We start from the raw sequence: 19,933 nt of genomic DNA, 5'->3' as shown, positions 1-19,933 counted from the left end.
GGTGGTAAACGTTCAACGGCTCGTCGCCAAAGGCTTTGGCCGTCGGCGACTGACCTGTCTACGCTGAAGATGACCGAAGAGGAGTTTGGTGGGGGGAGTGGGTGGAGAGAGGGCTTTGAGTTGTGTGCTATTTGTAAATAATTACTATATTGCTTTAGGTTTTAAATCTAGTAATTTCAAATGAAAAAACAAGACCCACTACAAAACTTAGCTGAATCTGATCCTGGTGATGACACATTAATGAGGTATCGCTATCAGTGTACTTACGCTGCGATTGTATCTGCTGGAATCTTATTGGAAGAAAGCGGTATTGAAGAAGTATTTTGTGAGCATCACGAAGACGTTTTAGTGAAGATGGAAACTGGAGTTTTTATTGGTATCCAAGTAAAAACCCGTAATCTTGATTTAGGACCATTTGAAACAGATGATTCTCAGATGGTAAATACCATAAAGAGGTTTTTAGAACTAGAACTCAAATTTCCCAATGCTTTTAGAAACTTCGTAATTGCAACTAATGTAGGCTTCTCAAGTAAGAAATCATTTAAAGGACTACGATATGTAGTTGACTTTTGCGACAAGACCGAACTTTCCTCCAACAAGAATTTTAATAAATATGTAAATGACTTTATAACAGAATTAAAAACAGATGCTAAAACAGTAATAAGTGTTTTAAAGAAAATTCGATTAAAGCCAGATATAGGAAATTTTGAAGGCATTCGGCATAAACTTATTAGTAAAGTAGGTGAATGCTTAATGGGGACTTCCTATACTCTAGCAGAGATTTCTAGAGTAGCAGATGATATGATTAGCCATCATATAAATGCTTCTTCTTTGGCGTTTACAAGCCCTTTGGGCGACTATTTTATTCTTTCAAATTCACCCAAAGAACAAAAAATAGCTGAGGTAGTAGAAGGAAAACGAGTCACAAAGAAAATCATAGAAGGTTTTATAAACCGACATAAAACAGAAGAAATTCAATTACATTTAAAAGATGAATTGTCTAGTCATAATGGACTTACTATACCCGTCCCTAAGTGGTTTGGGCGTATACAGAAGTCCCACCTACTGAACGAAAATTCAACGTTAGTAGCCTGCGTAACTCTGACTTGTGTGACTTAGTGTCATTGAGAAAATCAATTATTCCGTCTTTGAATTTTGAATACGTATCGTAGTAAATAGAGCTGATGACTTTTTTACGCATAAACTTCCAAAGCCGCTCTATTAGATTCAAATTAGGAGAATAAGGGGGTAGAAATACAAATTCTATGCGCTGATCAGCGGCCCAGTCCTGGAGCATTTTATTGCGATTATAGCGGGCATTATCGCAGATCAGATATATTTTCTTCTTTGGATGTTTCTTCAATAATTGCCGGCACAGCCGTTGGGTAGACTGTGCATTGATAGAATCAGTGATGTCATAAACCAGGTGCTCAGGCTTAAGTGCATTGATCGCACCGTTGATATTTACCCGTTTACGACCGCTATTACAGTCCACCTCAAAGTCTCGGCCCTTGCGTATCCAAGCTCTCCCCGTTTTGGTATTATGGGTGGGATGACAGCCATCAGCGTAGTATACTACTGCTTCTCCTTGTACGGCTTGTTCCAAAAGTTCGGGCAGTACGTCATCTAGAAAATCCAGCTGATCTTGTTCGTTAGCTTTGCTGGCTACTGCCTTGGTCTGCTTGTATACAAAGCCAATGCGATGCAGGAGCTGAGTCATACCAGATACCGAATAAATAACGCCAAAGGTTACTTGAACATACTCACAAATGGAAGCGGCTTCTTCGTACAAGTTCTCTTCCAAGTGAGCTGTCAAGAGTAAAATCTCTTCCTCGTTCAGTTTTCCTGAATAGGGCGTAAACCCATCCAAGAGGTAAGCCGTCAATCCCTTTTCATAAAAGGCTTTCGCGTAACGTCTGATGGTATTATCATCCAAACCCAGCGCAGCCTCAATGACCTTGATCTTATGTCCCTGATGCAACATAATCAAGACCGTAACCTTGCGGAATTGACGCGGGGGCAAATTCGGATGCTTCTGAATTTGACGTAATTGATCGTACTCGGATTGACTTAGCTTGATTTTCACGCCAAAAAATACGAATTTTTCCCAAACTACTTAGTGACGGGTATAGCACTAGAAAGATGGAAGTAAAGCTTGATGCGGGAGGAATATCGTACGATAATATCCAATTACTAAAGGATAATAAATTTGCAATGGAAAGTACGTTGACTAGATGGATTCATCGTTTTGGAAGTTCACGTGCGGGTGAGAGATACAATCAGGTTAAAAGTATTGTAATGAATGAATGTCAAATAGCCTATGATAATAATATACCAAAGAAACCTTTATTAATGAGGCGCCCCTCTTTTGGTACACAAATGTTAAATAGTCTAAGAATTGAATTAAAACAAAGGCATAGTAATAATCCAGACGTTTTTTTAGGATGTTTACCTGAGCATTTGTATGGTATGTCTGGCATTTTGACGGAAGAGTGCAAAGTATGGTGGAGTGATAAGTTTGACCTTAAATAGATTCTCATGGATTTATTTCAAATACTAACTGAGTTGGAAGATAATGAAGACGTCCATTTAGGGCGGCTACTTATTCTTATTTATGAATTTTCAAAGCGAGCAAAAAGTAAAGAGGTAGAAGGATTGACAAAATTAGCCAAACTTGACTTCTTGCTCAGGTATCCAAAATATTTAGAAAGAGCATTATTGGCAAGAAAAGCGAGTATAAAAAATCTTAAGATAAAGGAATATGAAAAGCTTAGTGTTGAATCAAAAATGGTTAGATATAAATATGGACCATGGGATTTTAGATACAGGAAATTTATAAACATTCTAATAGCTAAGGGGCTAGTATATTATCGACAAGAAGGTAAAACAATCAAAATTGGAATTACTGAAAAGGGTAAAATAATAGGAGAATCACTCTCTAATGAATTAGCATATACTGACGTTCAAGAACGCGCTAAACTAATAAAAACTAATTTTGATTTAGGAGCAACAAAACTTATGAGATTTATTTATGACACCTTTCCTGAAATTGGTTCACTGAGCATGGGAACTGAAATAACTAATTAATATGGATATTAGATTTAAAGTATTAACACTTCAATGTCGGTCATCAAGGGAATTGATAGACCTTGATCATCAAGTAAATATCTTCCATGGAAAGATTAGTGCAGGTAAATCTTCAATAGTTCGTCTTATTAATTTTTGTCTAGGTGGTAAGCTAGAAAAAACACCAGCTTTACAGCAAGAAATGATATCAGCATCACTTTTGTGTCAAGTTGGCAAATATGAAGTATTATTAGAGAGATTAAAAAATGCGAACGAGATACAAACTTCATGGAAAGATGAAGACGGAAATGTTAATACAATACTTGCTCCCTTAATAAAAAGGGAAACACCAATTTTTAATGATAATATTTATGTTCTAAGTGATTTGTTTTATGCTTTTTTGGATATTACTCCTCTTAAAGTTCGACGAAATAAAACAGAGGAGGAATCGCCATTGATAAGCTTGAGTTTCAGAGATATAATGTGGTATTGCTACCTTGATCAAGATAAGCTAGATTCTTCATTTTTTAGGTTAGAAGACACATACAAAAGAAATAAGAGTAGGGATGTAATGAGATTTATAGTAGGTTTCTATTCTCAGAAGCTTAATCAACTGGAAATTGACTTAGATTCAAAAACCACTGAGAAAAATGGTAAAAATAGGACTGTTGAAGAACTAAATAATATCCTACATAGATTTGGTTACGATTCTACCAACACTATTGAAAAAGAAGCACAAGAATTCCAAAGTCAATTTAAAGCCTTAGAACAAAGAAAAAGAAAATTAGAGGGGGATTATAAAAGTGAGACTCATGCTGCAGATTCGTTAAGGAGTAAATTAATTCAATTGACGCATAAGCTACAGGGAAAAGAAGAAATTATTTATGATCTAAGGTATAGGATACAAGAGCAGACTGGACTCAGGTCTGAAATTATTACATCTAAATATAAACTTGCAAAAACTGAATCTGTAGAGAAAGTATTATCTGGAGTTGGGTTTGATTCTTGTCCTCAATGCGGAACAGATGTAACTTCTAGAGTTGTTGATCAAGATAAGTGTTCGTTATGTTTAAGTGACACACAAAGCCAAACACTTGTATCAGGTTTAAACCCTGATGCAATCAGGATTGATCTAGATGATAGAATTCGTGATCTCGAAAACTCAATAAGTAATCATGAAAGAGCACTTAATATTGAGATTAATCAATTTCAAGAAGATAAAAAAATAAAAGCAAGCCTTGAAGAGGAACTACAACAAATGTTGTTTGTTTATGAATCAAAATATTTATCGAATTTTAGGTTCCTAGAAAAAGAGGCTGCAACAGTCAAAGAAAAGATTAATTCTCAGGAAAAGCTTAAGCTTATACCGCTCGAGATTAATAAACTCCAAGGTAAAATCAGGGAACTGTCATTAGATATAGAAGAATTAAAAGAGAAGATACAGAGAGAAAAGGAAAATTTGAATACAGCTGATTCGTACATCAAAGAATTAGAAGAAATTTTTCTTCATTTTCTAAATGAAGTTGATTTGCCTGGAATTGGTCTTAATGATGAAGTTCACATCAACAGAAAGACATGGGACGTTAGTATTTTTCCCAACGGTGAGGATTACCTTAGTTGGAATTTTTTTAATGCAGGTAGTGGAGGAAAGAAGACCCTTTTTAATGTTTGTTATGCCTTAGCAGTACATACTCTAGCTTCAAAGAATAATTTACCTCTACCCAGGTTTTTAATTATTGATACGCCTATGAAAAACATTGGTGAAGACGTCAATGAAGATCTATTCAATAATTTTTACAATCTACTTTATTCATTGATTGCTAACGAGTTAGCTGACACTCAGATTGTAATTATTGATAAAGAATTATTTTTACCAGAGGATCATAAATTTGATATATCTCATCGATTTATGACACCAAGTTCGGAAGATAGTCCACCACTAATCAGATATTATAGGGGTGCATAGGACACAGCACACAATCGAGTAGGGTAATGAGCAGCGATTTGCTACTCATTATCCCTCTCAAACCACCTAAGTATACGGATCTAAACTAAGCGGTTTGTGAACCATAAAAAATTTGTCCGCAATACTTGGTAAAGGATTGGTAACCCCGCTTAGCAAGCCCCCCCCTACTCCACCAAATACCCATAAGCCCGCAACAACTTCTGCAACCGCTTGAAATCTTTGATCCGCACCAGGATACGGTAACCTTCCGCCTTACTGCAAATTTCTCGGATTTGTTCGTCCTGGGCCAGGAGTTGCAGCAGCTTCTGGTCGTTGGGGTTGATGGAAAAGACCTGGAATTCTTCCTCCGTCAGCGGATTAGCTTTTTGCGAAAGCTCGCGGAAGAAGGCTTGCCAGTTAGCGGGTAAATCGCCGGGGAAGAGGGTACTAAACAGGTCGATTTTTTGCTTCAAGTCTTTGGCCGTATTGCAATCCTGCAAGAACATGTCGGCGTTGGTTTGAAAGCGCTTACTGCCAGCAGGGCGCGCGAAAGACGCGATCGCACGACTGGCCAGTTCCATGTCCCCTGCCGTCAGCAGGATAGAAAGCACATCATCCGAAAGGCCCAACTCAAAGGGTTGTGCCACATTCGATTCGTAAGCATCCGTATACCCCAGGACATATGCCCCCAGAGCGGTCATACGGAGGTATTTTACGCCATCATAAGGGCTGTCACTGGTAATACCAATGGCCTTGCAATTGGGTTCTTCGTACACCAAATCCAGCAGTCCCCAAGCGGCGAAGAGAAACAGGTGCCCGCGCAAGGTCGGCCACTGAACAAATTTCTGTCCAAAGTGGGGAGAAATACTCAGCGTCGTAGAAAAAGAGCTGCTACTGAACTCTCCTGGAATTTCCAGCTCCAGACGATTGAGTTCGTAGGCGTCAATAAAATCAATATGTAATGCACTACTTTGGTGGTAATACTCCCAATCCTCGTGCTTGATCCACTCCTTATGGTGTAGGGGTTTAAAATATTCGGTAGAACTGTATTCTACGCTTCTAAAGGCCGGTGTCCGCAAATTGGAAATACCATTGATATACCCCAACAAATGCAACGCCGAGCGAAAATGTAAGGGGTAGGTTTTACGAAACAAATGCTTGATCAAATCCGGCGGACTGGCGTTATTGGGTAAATCATCGAGCTGCAATAACAAGCTGGCCAGCATATCTGTCCGCATGAACAGGAGTTCTTTCTGCTTCGTATCGGGATAGAATTCTGTAATTGCCAGTTTTTTGCCTAAAGAACGGATCGAAGCTGCATTGGGTCGCCCCTTCTTACTCAGCTTGGGCCTTTTGTTGTTGAGAAAAATAATCAAACCCGGCAGTTCGCGTAAGATCAGTTCTTCTCCATGAATGACCTTCAACTTCTTTGCATCAGCAGGTAATTCCGGTAAGGAAATCAATCTCACATCCGCCGGCGCACTGAGGATGGCGATGACCTTCTGTAGCCTTTTCGGCAAATAGAAAACAATCCTGTTTTCCGTACCATAATAATAGCTAAAAGGCACCTGGACAGGCAGTATCCTGAATTTGGGCACCAGGCTTAAACTCTCCCGCCGAAACCTGTGGATTTCTCCATCCATGATTACTTTCTCGTAGGTCTTTATCCCCAACTCCTTTTCAATCATCATGTGATGAAGCGGCCCTTTGAGGGCTATGTATTCCAGCAGGGTTTTTATTTCTGGGTCGAGTGTGGCTATAAAACGTTGGTACAACTTGCGCGACATAAAAGGCAAGCTACACACTTTAATCATCAACGACTTTTGTGGCGCACGATTACCGTAGCTCGCCCATTCGCGATAGATCGCCGAAGCGGAAGGCAATTCTCTCAGGATAAGCTTCCGTTCGTCCTGAGCAAATGGCGTGACCATTCGCCAAAAGCTTTGTGTCAAATCGTTTTTATTCAATTCTTCAAAGCCTTCAGCCACATCGGCCATTTTCCAGCTTATTTTAGCATCTTCTTGCATGGTCTAATCACTATTTCCCCAGAATGAAATCAATATCCTCCGCCGTAATGTTCTTGGCCGCAGCCCCATCGGCACCAATAACATTGTCGAATAATTCCTGCTTCTTTTCCTGAAGCAAGCGAATTTTTTCTTCAATGGTGCCTACCGTGATCAACCGTAGTGCGTGTACTTTATTGACTTGCCCGATGCGGTGAGTACGGTCGATGGCTTGCTTTTCGGCAGCGACATTCCACCAGGGATCATAAATAAAGACGGTGCTGGCAGCGGTGAGGTTGAGGCCTGTTCCACCCGTCTTCAAGGTCATCAAAAACACCCGGCAGGTGGGGTCTTCCTGAAAGCGATCCACCAGCTCCTGCCGATTGCGGGTAGCGCCGCTCATGCTCACGTAATCGATCCCTTGCTCATCGAGCGCGTTGCCCAACAACTCCAGGCCCGCCAAAAAGTTGACAAAAATGAGAGCTTTGCGGCCATTGGCCATCACCTCCCACAATTGCTCCAGGAGCAGTTCCTTTTTAGCCGACTGCACCTTACCGTCTGTCTTGCTTTCGGGGATGGTCGCAATCTGGCGCAATTCGTTGAGGGCCTGGAAGATGATAAACTGGCTCTTCTGAATCCCCTGGCTAGCCACCTGCTGCTCGATGAGCTCCTGGTAGTAGCGGCGGCGCAGTTCGTACAGCTGCGCCTGTTCGGTGCTCATGTCCACGTACAAGGTCTGCTCTACCTTATCGGGCAGATCATCGAGTACATCTTCTTTGTGTCGACGGAGGATAAAGGGGAATATTTTCTTACGTAAATGGCGGGTAGCTACTTCGTCGTTTTCCCGCTGGATGGGATAGCCATAATCTTGCATAAACTGCTTCAAGGTTCCAAACATCCCGGGGTTAAGGAAGCGGAAGAGGGAATACAATTCACCCAAGTTGTTTTCTATGGGCGTACCGCTGAGCGCCAGGCGATGATCGGCTCGCAACAGCAAAACGGCTCTGGTGGTCTGCGTTTCGATGTTTTTGATGTTCTGCGACTCATCCAGTATTGCGTAACAGAAGTCGATATCTTTGAGGTCTTTGATGTCATTACGCATAGTGGCGTAGGTGGTAATGACAATTTGTGCGCCCTCCGTCGCCGCCCAATCACGGTCTGTGCCATAATGGATATGGGTCGTGAGTTGGGGAGCAAAACGCTCGCATTCCTTGCGCCAGTTTTGCAACAAACTTCGCGGAGCTACCACCAACGAGGGGCGTTTCTCTTCCGGCGAGCTGTACACCTTGGCCAGTACACTGATGGCCTGCAGGGTTTTCCCCAATCCCATGTCATCGGCGAGGCAGCCTCCCAGCTTTTGCTCCCGTAGATAATCCAGCCATTTGAATCCGTATTGCTGGTAAGGACGCAGGGTCGCATTAAGCTTGGGGAGTACCGTTTTCTTTTTTGCTAAATCGGCAAAACCTTCAAAGACGGCCCGCGAGCGTTTGAATGGCGACTGATCGGTCTGTTCGGCAATTAAATCCTCGATGAGCGGCAGGTCAAATACCGACAGTTGCAGCTTGTCCTTTTCTTTTCCTTTTTGTTTAAAAAGGCGCTCCAGACGGCGCACATATTGTTCATCAACAATCGCTGTGGTACCATCGCCTAAAACGACGTAACGCTGTTTTTGGAATTGCCGCAGCAAATCGAAAAGGCCAATACTTTCTTTACCAAAATTGACGTCAACTTCTCCTTCAAGAAAGTCGATGCCATGGCTGAGGCGCATACTTACCTTGGGAGATTGAACCGTAATTTTGTAGGCTTTCAACTGCTCCGCTCCCAGTACGCGGTAGCTTTGCAATAAAGTCGGCAGGTTCTCGGTAATAAAAGCACTGGCGCAATCCTGCTCCAGCACAAAGAGGTTATCCTCCCGGAAAAAGCCCTGTTGCTTGCCACGCCCTTTTTGTAGCATCCGCTCCATACCGTAGAGCAAGTCTTCGTACTGGTTTTGCCGGATGACACGCAGGGTGATTCTTTTTTCCAGTTCATTGACCTGTGCGTAGCGAACCAAGGGATAATCCTGCATTCGATCCAGATCAATATGAGGCAGCGTTTGGCCTACGCGCAAGTAAAGACTTTGATCTACATCAATTTTTTCAAACACCAGGCAGGGTTCTGCTTCAATCAATTGCTCAGTATGCTGAAGTTCATATTGGTCGTAAACCAGTTTGATCTTATCAATTTGACTGAAATAAAGCGATAGGAAGAAGACTTCATCGGCTTTACTGATGGTGGTGTTAAAAACGGAGAGGTAAGCGAATCCAGCCCCCAGTGGTGGTACTTCGAAGATTTGCTGCTCCCAAAGCACCATGTCTTCAGTGAGCAACTCAAAGTCAGCTTGCCGCTTTTCGTTTACGATCAGATAGTGTTTGGCCTCCAACTGGTCTTCGCCCTTGAGGTCCAACTGAAAAACCATCCGTGCTTTGCTTTCTGCAAAAGTGATGGGCTCTCCTTTTTCGTTTTCCAAGCGCGGACAGTGCCGCAAGAGCGCTAATAAATAGGGGTGCTCATGCAGAAAAATACTGTTGCTGGGTTGGGTCCAGTCGATCACAAAATCCTGCTGTTGCTTTAGTTGATGAAGCGTACTGAGCAATTGTCGTTCGTAACCAATGCTCTCGTTGTAGTCAATTTCTACTTCTACTCCACTAAGATCCACGACCCGCAGCGCAATACCTTCTTCTTCTTTGCAAAGGCGAAAATGAAAATCGGCTGCAGCTTTCGTCGATTTCTTTTTTCTCTTCACCGCTTGTTCCTGCCTGAGGGCGCTCAACCACTTGGGATCCATGCTTTAACGACTAATTTATATTGGGTGTAAAAATAGTAAAGAGCTGGTTGGTAATATTCATTAAGAGGTATAAAAAAGTCTGCCGTCTTGTTCTCTAGGTAACGGAACAAACCTGCCTGCTGCCGGCAGGCTTTAAAAGAAGCATTTTTTCAACTATTGTGAAAAACAAACCACGAAGTAGCCGCGTAGCCAAATCGCTTATTATTTTCGTGCTGTTACCAAGGTTCCATAACACCTATCCTTTGATGAGCAGAGTCGGACTGCCCCAAGGGGATAGAAGCAGGTGATTGATTTGCTAAAAGATTGACAAGTAGCGAGGAACATTCGGATAGACTGGGATTCGGAGTGATACAAAGGCCCCAAGTGGAGGGCCCACCCTCCTGCCAGATCGCCGAAGCCGCCCCAGGCCATACGACCATACAGGGCGTGCGTCTATATCTGCTGCCGAAGCGGCAACAGCCAAGCAATACGCAAAAAACAACCGCTGAATGCCCCATGACAAATTGGGGGTAGAAACCTTCGATGTTCTTAGTGGTTGTCAGGTCACCAAGAGGACTGTAAAGTTAACAAAATCCCATAAATTACACAAAAAATATTTTATTTTATTTTTAAAAATATTTTATTTTAATTATTTGGATTGAGTTTTTGAAATGTTGATAACTGACAGTATTTCCAGGCTTGGACAATTTTCATCAACTCATTAACAGAAAGCAAAAGTCCGACTATTGACTTATCTTAACGTGAGCTAAAATCACTTAAATTGATTCTACTATGCCTACTCACCGCTCTTCTCCACCACTTGAAACTGCGGAAGAAACCTTGGCAATATTCGGCCGCCCTTCGGGCTGGATGCTCTATTGGGGGAGTGCCACCATTGTTGCCTTCTTTGCCGTGCTACTGCTTTTCATTAGTTGGGTCGATTATCCAGACAAAGTAGTCACGGAAGTAACGATTACTGCTGGTGCCCCGACAGTACCCGTGGTGACCCGTTCTGAGGGTGTGATAGCTGAGATATTTGTTGAGGAAGGAGACCAGGTCGTTGCCAATCAGTTATTAATGGTTTTAGATAATCCCGCTGAACTGGAAGATGTCCAGCAATTAGAAAATCTCCTCACGAAGATCAACGCCTTTTCCAGTCCGCTAGATGTGCCAACACTAAGGCTTCCTGCCTCCCTGAAACTAGGTACTATGGGGCGCAGCTATACCCAATTACAAAACCTCAGCGCCGAGATCAGCTACTGGTTGACCCGGCAAAAGAACAGCCTCCGGGCGCAGCAGCTCACCGCTCAATTACAGGAGATCAGCAAAATACAAGCCAGCCTACAGGAACAACTGGAAACCCAGAAGCTGGAAACCGAGATCGCGAAAAACCAACTGGAGCAATTCGAGAAGCTCTTGGTCAAAGAAGCAGCCAGTCAACTGGAAGTAGACCAGGCTGCCACCAACTTTTTACGAGCTGAAAAACAAATCAAAGAACACGAAAACCGCCTCGCCATAAGCCGAAGCCAGGAAGCCGAACTGCGGGAAGCTCGCCTGGCATTGGGCGAATCCGTCAGTGATCAGCTCATGGAACGCTGGCTAAGTTGGCAGGCCGAAAGACGCCATCTACAACAGGAACTCTACGAATGGCAGGAACAATACTTACTGCGAGCTAATCAAAGCGGTAGTATCAGCTTCTACGAAAATAGCTATCCCGGCCTCTTCGTGGGGGCCCACCAGGTAATGATGGGCATTGTGCCCAACCCAACAGCCGACATCTACCTGGCCGAGGGGATCCTTCCCCAAACGGCCAGCGGCAAAATCCTACCCGGCGCCAAAGCCTACCTGGAACTGGAAGCCTATCCCAGCCGAGAGTTTGGTCAAGTTCCTGCCCTGGTCCAACAAATTGCCCTTTCTACCAGTACCGAAAACGGGGGCTATCGGCTGGTCTTATCGCTACCCACAGGCTTGCGTTCCTCCTACGGCGTGGACCTCCCTGCGCGCCAACAAATGAAAGCTCGCGCCGTCTTACTCAGCGAAGAAAAAAGCTTGTTAAGGCGACTGCTTGACCACTTGTGGGCGGTGCGGAGGAATGAGTAAAGAGGAAGTGGGAAGTCGGAAAGCGGAAGTCGGAATTAATGAGATACGCGTAGCTCTTCGGGCGTAAAGTTCTAGTGCTTTATAGCCCCAATGACTACGTGTACCTGATACTTCCGACCTCCGCTTTCCCACTTCCCACTTAAAAAACCTACCTCCGCGCCTCCTCCTGAGGCGCCCGGCTACCTATTACCGTCCAGGGGCCATCACGGAAAGGGTCGAGGGGGAGGTAGCCTTCATAATAGGCTTCTATCTCGTCCTGGTATTCTTCTTCATCAAAGGCGACTCTTTCGAAGGCGTTGGCGTAAGGATAAAAATAGCGCAGGGCCTGCTGCATACGCAAAATATCGAGGGTAAAAGTGAGGAGTTCTTCTTCAAAAGCACCGGGTTCTTCCAGCATTACCGACAGGGCGCCCAAGCAGCGAGCCATGGCGAGCAGGGCAATTTTAGCACTGCCGTTACCATCGCTGGTAATCCCTTCCGTGCTGTTGTCAGCGGGCAGGTCGGGCCAGGGCTCTTCCAGGGAATTGATGGCCCGATGCGTTTTTGAGGAAAGCAACGCACCATACCATTGCAAGACTTCCAAAGCATCTTCCCAGCCAGCAGGTTTAATCTGATCGCGGTACTCACCCACCCAACGTAATAGCGCAACGGTAAACTGACGCGAAAGCTGGTCCAGCTCTCTGAGCGAAATTTCGGAGACACCCACCTCATTTTTCTCAACATCACACTTGATCGCGGCCCAATCGTAATTCGCTCGCTCACAAGATTTTTTTAAGGAACTCAAGGCTTCCGTAAAAAGGGTTGGCACCCGCTCAAATACCCGTTTTACTTTTTTGCGGTGATGTTGCTCATCCAACTCGTCAAGCAATTGGTAGTTGCTACAACGGTCGGTAAAAGGGCAGCGTTCGCACCAGCGAAAACAATAATTATACACACCACTGATGTTACTTTCCGAAGGCTCGGGAGGAAAAGACATAAAAAGCAATTGGTAATAAAAAAATGAAGGTAATGGTAAATTTTGATTTCTTCTTATCTTCCGATTCCATCTGTTCACCAGCACCAAATTCACATGCGTTTATTAGCAAGCTTTTTACTCACCTTAGCCATTTCCTTTTTCGAGATCGCTTTTGTTTATGCCCAACCTTCCTTTGATGCGCTGCAATACCGAGCAGTGGGCCCTACTCGGGGCGGCAGGGTTACCGCTGTAGCGGGTACCGCCATGGAGCCGGGCACTTTTTACCTGGGAGCTACCGGAGGGGGAATTTGGAAAACCACCGACTATGGTACCACTTGGAACAACGTCAGTGATGGTTACCTCCCAACGCCTTCAATCGGGGCCATTGCGGTTGCGCACAAAGACCCCAATATTGTCTATACAGGTACAGGATCAGATGGTTTGCGCAGCAATGTCATCCTGGGCAAAGGAGTTTACAAATCTATTGATGCGGGCCATTCCTGGTCATCAGCCGGGCTTGCAGAGGCAGGTCAAATAGGTGCCCTTATCCTCCACCCCGAGGATCACAATACCGTTTTCGTCGCAGCCATAGGTCAGCCTTTTCAGGCCAACAGCGAACGCGGCATCTTCCGTAGTCGTGATGGCGGACGTAGCTGGAAAAAGGTGCTCTATCTTTCTGATGAGATCGGATTTTCGGATGTAGAAATGCTGCCTGGCAATCCAAACATCCTCTTTGCGACCGCCTGGAAAACGGTCCGTAAACCCTGGACCATCATCAGTGGTGGCAACGCCGAAGAAGGCGGTATCTATAAGTCGGTCGATGGTGGCGATACCTGGGACAAAATCACCAAAGGCTTGCCCGGTAACCTGATTGGCAAAATTGACGTAGCCGTCTGCCCGGCAGATTCACGGGTGGTTTATGCCTTGGTCGAGGCGCCAGACAAAGAAGGAGGACTCTATAAATCTGTCGACCAAGGGGTTTCCTTCACGCAAGTTTCCGACTTTGGAGGCATCCGCTCACGCCCTTTTTACTATACCAATATTCGGGTCAGCCCTCAAGACTGTGAGGTCGTCTACGCTTTGGCTACCGGCTATTATCGATCGGATAACAGTGGTAAAGACTGGCAACGGATGAACCCTCCCCACGGCGACAACCACGATATGTGGATCAATCCAGACAAGCCCCAGTTGTTTATCCAGGCCAATGATGGCGGTGCCAATGTTACGCACAATGGTGGCAAAACCTGGTCGACACAGTTCAACCAGCCTACTGCTGAAATTTACCAGGTAGAAGTGGATGATCAATTTCCCTACTGGCTCTACGGCGGGCAGCAAGACAACTATACCACCATTGCCGTACCCAGTCTGCCCCCCGATTCGCGGCAAGCGGATGGTATCGGTTGGATCATCAATACCGGCGGTTGTGAAACCGGCCCGGCAGTACCCAAGCCCGGCAACCACAACATTGTCTACAGCAATTGCAAGGGCCGCTTTGGTGTATTTGACAAACGTACGGGCGTAGAACGCTCCTACTATGTGGGTGCTTCGGATATGTACGGCCACAACCCCAAAGACCTGGAATACCGCTTCCAGCGCGTATCGCCCATTCACGTATCGCCACACAACCCAGATGTGGTCTACCACACTTCACAATACGTACACCGCACCAAAAATGATGGCCAGACCTGGGAGACCATCTCTCCTGATTTGACGGCTTTTGAGCCCGACAAGCAGGTGATTTCGGGTAGCCCCATTACCAGAGATATTACTGGGGAGGAGTTTTACAGTACCATCTATGCTATCCGAGAATCTCCCGTCACGGCGGGTGTCATTTGGGTGGGTGCCAATGACGGGCCCGTACACGTGACGCGCGACGATGGCAACAGTTGGCAAAACGTGACACCAGCATCCTTGCCCAAGGGCGGACGGGTAGACGCCGTGGAGCCTTCGCCACACGATGCCGCCAAAGCTTACATTGCCGTACTGCGCTACCAACTCGGCGACTGGCGCCCCTACCTTTACCGTACCAATGACTACGGCAAATCATGGACCCTTTTGAGTGGTCCGAACAGTGGTATACCTCAAAACTTTCCCACACGGGTCGTCAGAGAAGATCCCGTACGGGCGGGTGTACTGTACGCAGGTACGGAGTACGGCATGTTCTTATCCATGGACGATGGACGGAGTTGGCAAACCTTCCAGCAAAACCTTCCCGTAACACCGATCACCGACATAAAAATCCACCAGGGAGATCTGGTCCTATCGACGATGGGGCGCGGCTTCTGGATATTGGACAACTTAAGTCCCCTCCACGATCAAAGCTTAATGGATTTGGCCGACGAGCCTCATTTGTTTGCCATTCCTACCACCATCCGCCACCGTTCTCCTATGGGGCGAGGTAGTAGTGAAGGCTTGGAGTATACTGATCCTGGCGTATGGGTCGATTATTTTATCCCCAAAGGCAACAAAGCCCCCGTTGAACTACAGGTTTTTGGTCCGGATGGTGCCTGGATAACCACCTTGGCCAGCGATAGCATTAGAGCAAGTAAGGAACTGGTAGAAAACATGGCCCTCAACCAAATGGAGTACCTGGTCACCAAAGGCTTGAGTGACAAACCCGGTTTGCAACGCTACCGCTGGGATATGCAAGCCCGTGGCCCGTGGTCGGCCAATAAGAACCGGGCTTACCGCAATGGCGCACTGGTCAATCCCGGAGAATATACCCTAACCATGAAAGTAGGGAATTGGGAAGCCAGTCAAAAATTCTACCTCCTCCCCGATCCGAGGGTCATCGGAGCGGGTATTTCCGTAGCCGACATGAAAGCCCAGTACGAACTAACCACCACCATTACTGCCCTGATCACACGTGCCCGTAAGCTGGAACAAGCGTGGGAGAAAGCACTAAAAACGGCCTCGGCTGACAGTAGTCAGAAAGCTTATGCTGAAGCACTGAGCAGGGCCTTGCCCCAGTTGCAGACGGAGAAAGACATGATCTATCCCCAACCCAAGCTGCTCGACCAAATCGAATACCTGGGCTACATGCTCAGAGGAGCCGATCAACGCCCCGGCGATGATGCCTACGCTCGGCTGGCCGAGCTGACCAAGCAACTGAATGCGCTGGAGGAGAGTGTGGAGGGGGCTAGATGATATGTTTTTTGGCCGCGGAGCCTGCCCGGCAGCAGACAGGGCGCGGGGACACGGAATAGCACGGTTTTTTTGTGCGTTTTTTGTGTTCCTGTCTGCAAGATCAGCTTGCTAGCAAACAGATTGGTGATTTTCTGGCTCCGTGTTGAACCGTAATTGTTTTAGGTAGCGAAACGCTTTGACTTTGTAACGAATGATCAGTAGATATGACCACCTATTAGACGAAGAAACACACCCCATCTGGGGTAGGTACCTTAGGAGCAATGAGCAAATTCTTTGGGAGGGTAGCCCTCAAATTGATATGTCTATTCGTTTCTTAGAAGGTGACGCTTATCACGATGTAATGACGGGTGATTCAATTCCGGCTGGATTTGCTGCAACAAGCCAAAGACAAGCCTGTGGGAGAAGAGAACGACTATGATGCCGAGCGCTACGCCGGAGTGCTGGAGCTGGTTCGAGAGAAAGCTGCCTGGGGGCAAAACCAAGCAAATGTCCATAGAGGCGTATCGGCGTATTTTTGCCATAATACCTACGCTGCCCACGTGCTGGATCTGACGATAGAAAAAGGCAAGCCGGTGGTGCAAAAAGTATGTTGTGCCATTGATTGCGGGATCGTGGTAAACCCGGACGCGGCGAAAAACATGGCCGAAGGAGCCATCACCGACGGTATTGGCACCGCATTTTATGGCGAGCTGACCTTCGTCGATGGCGTACCCGAAAAGAAAAATTTCGACAAATACCGGATGATCAGAATGGGTGAAGCACCAAAGGCAATTGAGGTGCATTTTGTGCAAAACGAAATCGCTCCGACGGGGATGGGCGAACCGCCCTATCCGCCTATCTTTGGCGCCGTAGCCAATGCCCTGTTCAAGGCGACGGGCGAAAGGCAATACGATCAGCCTTTCCTTGGCGACAAGCAGGTGCTGGGGTAGGTTTTAAAGGCAAATAATTGATGAAGAACGTATTAATTGAACAACTGTCTCAAATAACTGGGCTTTCTGAGGAAGAAAGAGCAGCCATTGAACATAGTTTTCCAATCAGGATATTTGGGAAAGGTCATTTCTTGCTGAAAGCTGGACAAATCGCCAGGGATGCATTTTTTGTCATTGAAGGCTGTGTGAGAAAATATCATCTTGAAGACGGAGAAGAAATCACTTCGGGGCTTTACACCGAAGGTGACTCCGTAGCAGACTTCAACAGCTTAGCGAACCAAAGCCCATCGAGGTATTTTTTTGTTTGCTCAGAAAATACGACGGTGGCCGTCATCAATACTGAAAAAGAAGCTGCGTTGTACCAAAGGTTTCCTCGGTTTGAAGCCGTCTGTAGGGTGGAATTTGAAAAGATGATGGGCCAAAAAAACGAGGAAACCGAAGCTTTTAACAGGAAAACACCAGAAGATAAATACCTGTGGTTGCAAGCCAATCAACCCACACTACTGCAGCGGGTACCGCAGCATCAAATTGCCAGTTATCTGGGTATCAAACCGGAGACGCTTTCCAGAATCAGGAAGCGTCTCGCGGTGAAGTGATAGTTTTGGCAATGTCCGAAAGCCGTAGAGGGATTTCTGGTAGATGGTATAAGGACGTTGAAAACCAACGGGCAAGAGGATAGTTAATTTTAAGTCTCTGATCAAACTAGTGATCTTAGTAGTTGATGACTTGTCGGAATCCTATCCCTATACCATCTACCATAGGTACGCGAAGCGGACCGCATCCCTATACGAACTTTTGCCAAAAGTCAAGTTCAAAAGTTGACCCCAAAATGCAAGCCGGGTTCGAACAAAAAGTACTTGTTCCACTTGTCTTCTTCCACTTGAAAGGAGTCGGGTAGGTTGGTGTTGATGGGCCAACTGGTGGCTGCGATGGAAGGCTCTAGAAACAGGCGGTTTTTAAACAAACGGAAATGATAACCAAAGCGGAGGGTATTGAACAACTGGAAGCCGCTTTGGATTTTATCGCCCTGCTCGTCCAAAAAGTTTTGCCGAAAAGCCGTAGCGTGCACCTGACCGTAAACGCCTTTCCAGAGGAAACGCTTGTAGGCCAATCCTAGCCCTAGGGCTTTCACCTTTCCTGGAAAATTAGAATTTTCATTTTCGTAATCAGGTCCATAAGGTCTGCCCAGTGGGCCACGATAAGCCCAAGTGATCGCTTCGATGGAAACCACGTCTTTGGGGCTTAATACGCAGCCGAAATTGAGTTGAAAATATTCCGGCGAGGGCGACAGAATAGGCGTAGCCAATACAAACAAGGTGCTGCCGATAAAATGCTTTGGTAAGAAAGCGTCCTCACCAACTGCTTGGGTGGAGGCCCTTGTGAACAAGAGTGAACACAAGGCGATTGAAAAAAGGAATTGCTTTTTCATAAGAAGTAATTTTTTTCAAAGGTTAGCCGTAAAAATCCTTGATTCATTGACTTGCGTCAAGAAATGAGATTTGAAGCATATAAGAACACTTAAGCGACTGGCTAGCCAGTATTCCCTAAAAAGTTAAAAAGAACGGTTACTAAACCCGACCTTTAGCAATCTATACAAGAGAATCATTTTTTATTTAAACGAGAAACTATGCGCTTAAAACTAAGCTTATTGACGATACTCTTTTCTATGGTATCAATACTGGCCATCGGGCAAGTCATTGAAGAAGTGGCACCACCACCGCCACCACCACCTTCGGAAGAAATATTTATGGTGGTAGAAGTGATGCCAGAATTCCCTGGCTGTGAAACGGTGACTAACAAAGAGGAGCGTAAACAGTGTTCGCAGGAAGCCTTATTGGCTTATGTGTATACCCATCTGGTTTACCCACCTAAAGCCAAGGAGAATGGCCAGGAAGGAATGGCCGTCGTTGCTTTTGTGGTCGCAAAGGATGGCACTTTAGAGGACATTAAAGTAGTGCGTGACCCAGGAGCGGGCATGGGAGAAGCTGCGGCGGCGGTCATCCATAAGATGAATACCGACAATATCCGCTGGCATCCTGGCACCCAGGGTGGCAGAGCCGTAGCTACAAGGTTCAACCTCCCCGTTCGTTTTAAGCTCGATCCCAAAGAAACACCTGTACCCACGCCCCAAGAAGAGGAAGAAGAGATGGTAGAAGAAATGGTAGTTACAGAAGCAGGTGTTCCACCACCGCCTCCTATGTTGCGCCAAAATGCTGCTACTCGGGATCGGGCAAATCAAAAACCCGCTCCTGCTCCGCGAAATGTGAATAATCTAGAGGAAGAGGTCATGGTAGCTGCACCGCCACCGCCTATGCCTGTTGAGGAACTTGCCGTAGAGGAAGCTGTAGAGTTAGTTGAAGCAGACAAAAACTACCCTCCTCCCCCACCGCCACCACCACCGCCGCCAGCAAGAAGTGGCTTTGAAGAAATTTTCAAAGTTGTAGAGGAGATGCCCCGCTACGGGAAGGCGGAGTGCGAAGCAATGGCTACCAAAAACGAAAAGCAGGAATGTGCAAAAGAGGCCATGTTGTCCTTTATTTATGGAAACCTACAATACCCACCTCTTGCCAAAGAGCATGACGTAGAAGGCACCGTCGTTGTCACTTTTGTGGTAGAAAAGAATGGTAGCGTCAGCGACATTCGCATTACGCGCGATATTGGTGCAGGCTGTGGTCAGGAAGCTATACGCCTTGTCGAGCGAATGGGTGCAGAAGGACAGTGGGTAGCTGGTAAGCAGCGAGGAACTCCGGTAAGAGTTCAGTATAACCTACCCATTAAGTTTCGTCTTGACGATTAATTGAGGTGAGGTTTGATACAGATAAGCTCGCTGAGAAGTTTTGTTGCTTGCCTTAAAAAGGGCAAAGGGACTGACTTCAACGAAATCTAGTCCCTCTACCCTCTACAAAATACCTTGTACCCAATATTTTGTACCAAGTACCTAATACAGTGAGGCTTGCCTTGTTACACGCTACTTTTGCGTAT

Annotated in this window: 13 protein-coding genes and 1 pseudogene; 9 read left to right on the top strand and 5 right to left on the bottom strand. The window is 45.8% G+C overall.

The annotated features are described in order from the left end of the window. Positions 1–180 precede the first annotated feature (180 nt). Entirely contained in the window at positions 181–1,119 is a 939-nt protein-coding gene (locus tag AB0L18_RS14870; RefSeq protein WP_367388093.1) for a dsDNA nuclease domain-containing protein, read from the top strand. On the opposite strand, the gene AB0L18_RS14865 is transcribed toward AB0L18_RS14870, so the two are convergent. After that, entirely contained in the window at positions 1,031–2,086 is a 1,056-nt protein-coding gene (locus AB0L18_RS14865; RefSeq protein ID WP_367388028.1) for an IS630 family transposase, read from the bottom strand. The two genes, AB0L18_RS14870 and AB0L18_RS14865, sit on opposite strands and share 89 nt — an antisense overlap. A 56-nt stretch (positions 2,087–2,142) precedes the next feature. Between AB0L18_RS14865 and AB0L18_RS14860 the strand changes: the two genes are divergently transcribed. The 3 genes from AB0L18_RS14860 to AB0L18_RS14850 are packed head-to-tail and all read left to right on the top strand — an operon-like array spanning position 2,143 to position 5,032. Further along, the gene (locus AB0L18_RS14860) at positions 2,143–2,532 is read left to right on the top strand and encodes a hypothetical protein (RefSeq protein WP_367388092.1); all 390 of its coding nucleotides are present in this window, start codon (positions 2,143–2,145) and stop codon (positions 2,530–2,532) included. 6 nt (positions 2,533–2,538) lie between these two features. Next, positions 2,539–3,087: a hypothetical protein gene (locus tag AB0L18_RS14855; RefSeq protein WP_367388091.1), complete on the top strand. Its 549-nt coding sequence runs from the start codon at positions 2,539–2,541 to the stop codon at positions 3,085–3,087. Position 3,088: 1 nt separating this feature from the next. Then, the gene (locus AB0L18_RS14850; RefSeq protein ID WP_367388090.1) at positions 3,089–5,032 is read left to right on the top strand and encodes a hypothetical protein; all 1,944 of its coding nucleotides are present in this window, start codon (positions 3,089–3,091) and stop codon (positions 5,030–5,032) included. A 164-nt stretch (positions 5,033–5,196) separates the two neighbouring features. Here AB0L18_RS14850 and AB0L18_RS14845 read toward each other — a convergent pair whose 3' ends face one another. Both AB0L18_RS14845 and AB0L18_RS14840 read right to left on the bottom strand, forming a co-directional pair. Then, positions 5,197–7,038, bottom strand: coding sequence for a hypothetical protein (locus AB0L18_RS14845; protein WP_367388089.1), 1,842 nt, complete (start codon positions 7,036–7,038; stop codon positions 5,197–5,199). Positions 7,039–7,048: 10 nt separating this feature from the next. Continuing rightward, the gene (locus AB0L18_RS14840; RefSeq protein WP_367388088.1) at positions 7,049–9,841 is read right to left on the bottom strand and encodes a DEAD/DEAH box helicase; all 2,793 of its coding nucleotides are present in this window, start codon (positions 9,839–9,841) and stop codon (positions 7,049–7,051) included. 771 nt (positions 9,842–10,612) lie between these two features. On the opposite strand from AB0L18_RS14840, the gene AB0L18_RS14835 reads away from it, so the two are divergent. After that, positions 10,613–11,920 carry an HlyD family secretion protein gene (locus AB0L18_RS14835; RefSeq protein ID WP_367388087.1) on the top strand — a complete coding sequence of 436 codons (1,308 nt, stop codon included), beginning with the start codon at positions 10,613–10,615 and terminating at the stop codon, positions 11,918–11,920. A gap of 148 nt (positions 11,921–12,068) precedes the next feature. Here AB0L18_RS14835 and AB0L18_RS14830 read toward each other — a convergent pair whose 3' ends face one another. Next, positions 12,069–12,896 carry a hypothetical protein gene (locus AB0L18_RS14830; RefSeq protein WP_367388086.1) on the bottom strand — a complete coding sequence of 276 codons (828 nt, stop codon included), beginning with the start codon at positions 12,894–12,896 and terminating at the stop codon, positions 12,069–12,071. 93 nt (positions 12,897–12,989) lie between these two features. On the opposite strand from AB0L18_RS14830, the gene AB0L18_RS14825 reads away from it, so the two are divergent. From AB0L18_RS14825 to AB0L18_RS14815, 3 genes and pseudogenes are all read left to right on the top strand, one after another. Then, the gene (locus AB0L18_RS14825) at positions 12,990–16,022 is read left to right on the top strand and encodes a WD40/YVTN/BNR-like repeat-containing protein (RefSeq protein WP_367388085.1); all 3,033 of its coding nucleotides are present in this window, start codon (positions 12,990–12,992) and stop codon (positions 16,020–16,022) included. A gap of 350 nt (positions 16,023–16,372) precedes the next feature. After that, positions 16,373–16,951 (top strand): annotated as a pseudogene (locus tag AB0L18_RS14820) (molybdopterin cofactor-binding domain-containing protein); the annotation flags it as partial. Between the two features lie 20 nt (positions 16,952–16,971). Beyond that, positions 16,972–17,547, top strand: a complete 576-nt coding sequence (locus AB0L18_RS14815) for a Crp/Fnr family transcriptional regulator (protein ID WP_367388084.1) — start codon at positions 16,972–16,974, stop codon at positions 17,545–17,547. Positions 17,548–17,762: 215 nt separating this feature from the next. Here AB0L18_RS14815 and AB0L18_RS14810 read toward each other — a convergent pair whose 3' ends face one another. Further along, a complete protein-coding gene (locus AB0L18_RS14810) occupies positions 17,763–18,380 on the bottom strand; it encodes a hypothetical protein (RefSeq protein WP_367388083.1) in 618 nt (205 codons plus the stop codon). A 198-nt stretch (positions 18,381–18,578) separates the two neighbouring features. Between AB0L18_RS14810 and AB0L18_RS14805 the strand changes: the two genes are divergently transcribed. After that, entirely contained in the window at positions 18,579–19,748 is a 1,170-nt protein-coding gene (locus AB0L18_RS14805) for an energy transducer TonB (RefSeq protein ID WP_367388082.1), read from the top strand. Positions 19,749–19,933: the final 185 nt, after the last annotated feature.

The organism is Lewinella sp. LCG006, from assembly GCF_040784935.1.
Lineage (GTDB): Bacteria > Bacteroidota > Bacteroidia > Chitinophagales > Saprospiraceae > Lewinella.
Note: the sequence above shows the minus strand (reverse complement) of the source record. Positions and strands in the feature narration are given on the sequence as shown.

Excerpts from the sequence above, each read along its gene's own strand:
- AB0L18_RS14840 (WP_367388088.1), bottom strand. The coding sequence starts at position 9,841 with ATGGATCCCAAGTGGTTGAGCGCCCTCAGGCAGGAACAAGCGGTGAAG.
- AB0L18_RS14830 (WP_367388086.1), bottom strand. The coding sequence starts at position 12,896 with ATGTCTTTTCCTCCCGAGCCTTCGGAAAGTAACATCAGTGGTGTGTAT.
- AB0L18_RS14810 (WP_367388083.1), bottom strand. The coding sequence starts at position 18,380 with ATGAAAAAGCAATTCCTTTTTTCAATCGCCTTGTGTTCACTCTTGTTC.
- AB0L18_RS14855 (WP_367388091.1), top strand. The coding sequence starts at position 2,539 with ATGGATTTATTTCAAATACTAACTGAGTTGGAAGATAATGAAGACGTC.
- AB0L18_RS14835 (WP_367388087.1), top strand. The coding sequence starts at position 10,613 with ATGCCTACTCACCGCTCTTCTCCACCACTTGAAACTGCGGAAGAAACC.
- AB0L18_RS14815 (WP_367388084.1), top strand. The coding sequence starts at position 16,972 with ATGAAGAACGTATTAATTGAACAACTGTCTCAAATAACTGGGCTTTCT.
- AB0L18_RS14845 (WP_367388089.1), bottom strand. The coding sequence starts at position 7,038 with ATGCAAGAAGATGCTAAAATAAGCTGGAAAATGGCCGATGTGGCTGAA.
- AB0L18_RS14870 (WP_367388093.1), top strand. The coding sequence starts at position 181 with ATGAAAAAACAAGACCCACTACAAAACTTAGCTGAATCTGATCCTGGT.
- AB0L18_RS14860 (WP_367388092.1), top strand. The coding sequence starts at position 2,143 with ATGGAAGTAAAGCTTGATGCGGGAGGAATATCGTACGATAATATCCAA.
- AB0L18_RS14805 (WP_367388082.1), top strand. The coding sequence starts at position 18,579 with ATGCGCTTAAAACTAAGCTTATTGACGATACTCTTTTCTATGGTATCA.
- AB0L18_RS14825 (WP_367388085.1), top strand. The coding sequence starts at position 12,990 with ATGCGTTTATTAGCAAGCTTTTTACTCACCTTAGCCATTTCCTTTTTC.
- AB0L18_RS14850 (WP_367388090.1), top strand. The coding sequence starts at position 3,089 with ATGGATATTAGATTTAAAGTATTAACACTTCAATGTCGGTCATCAAGG.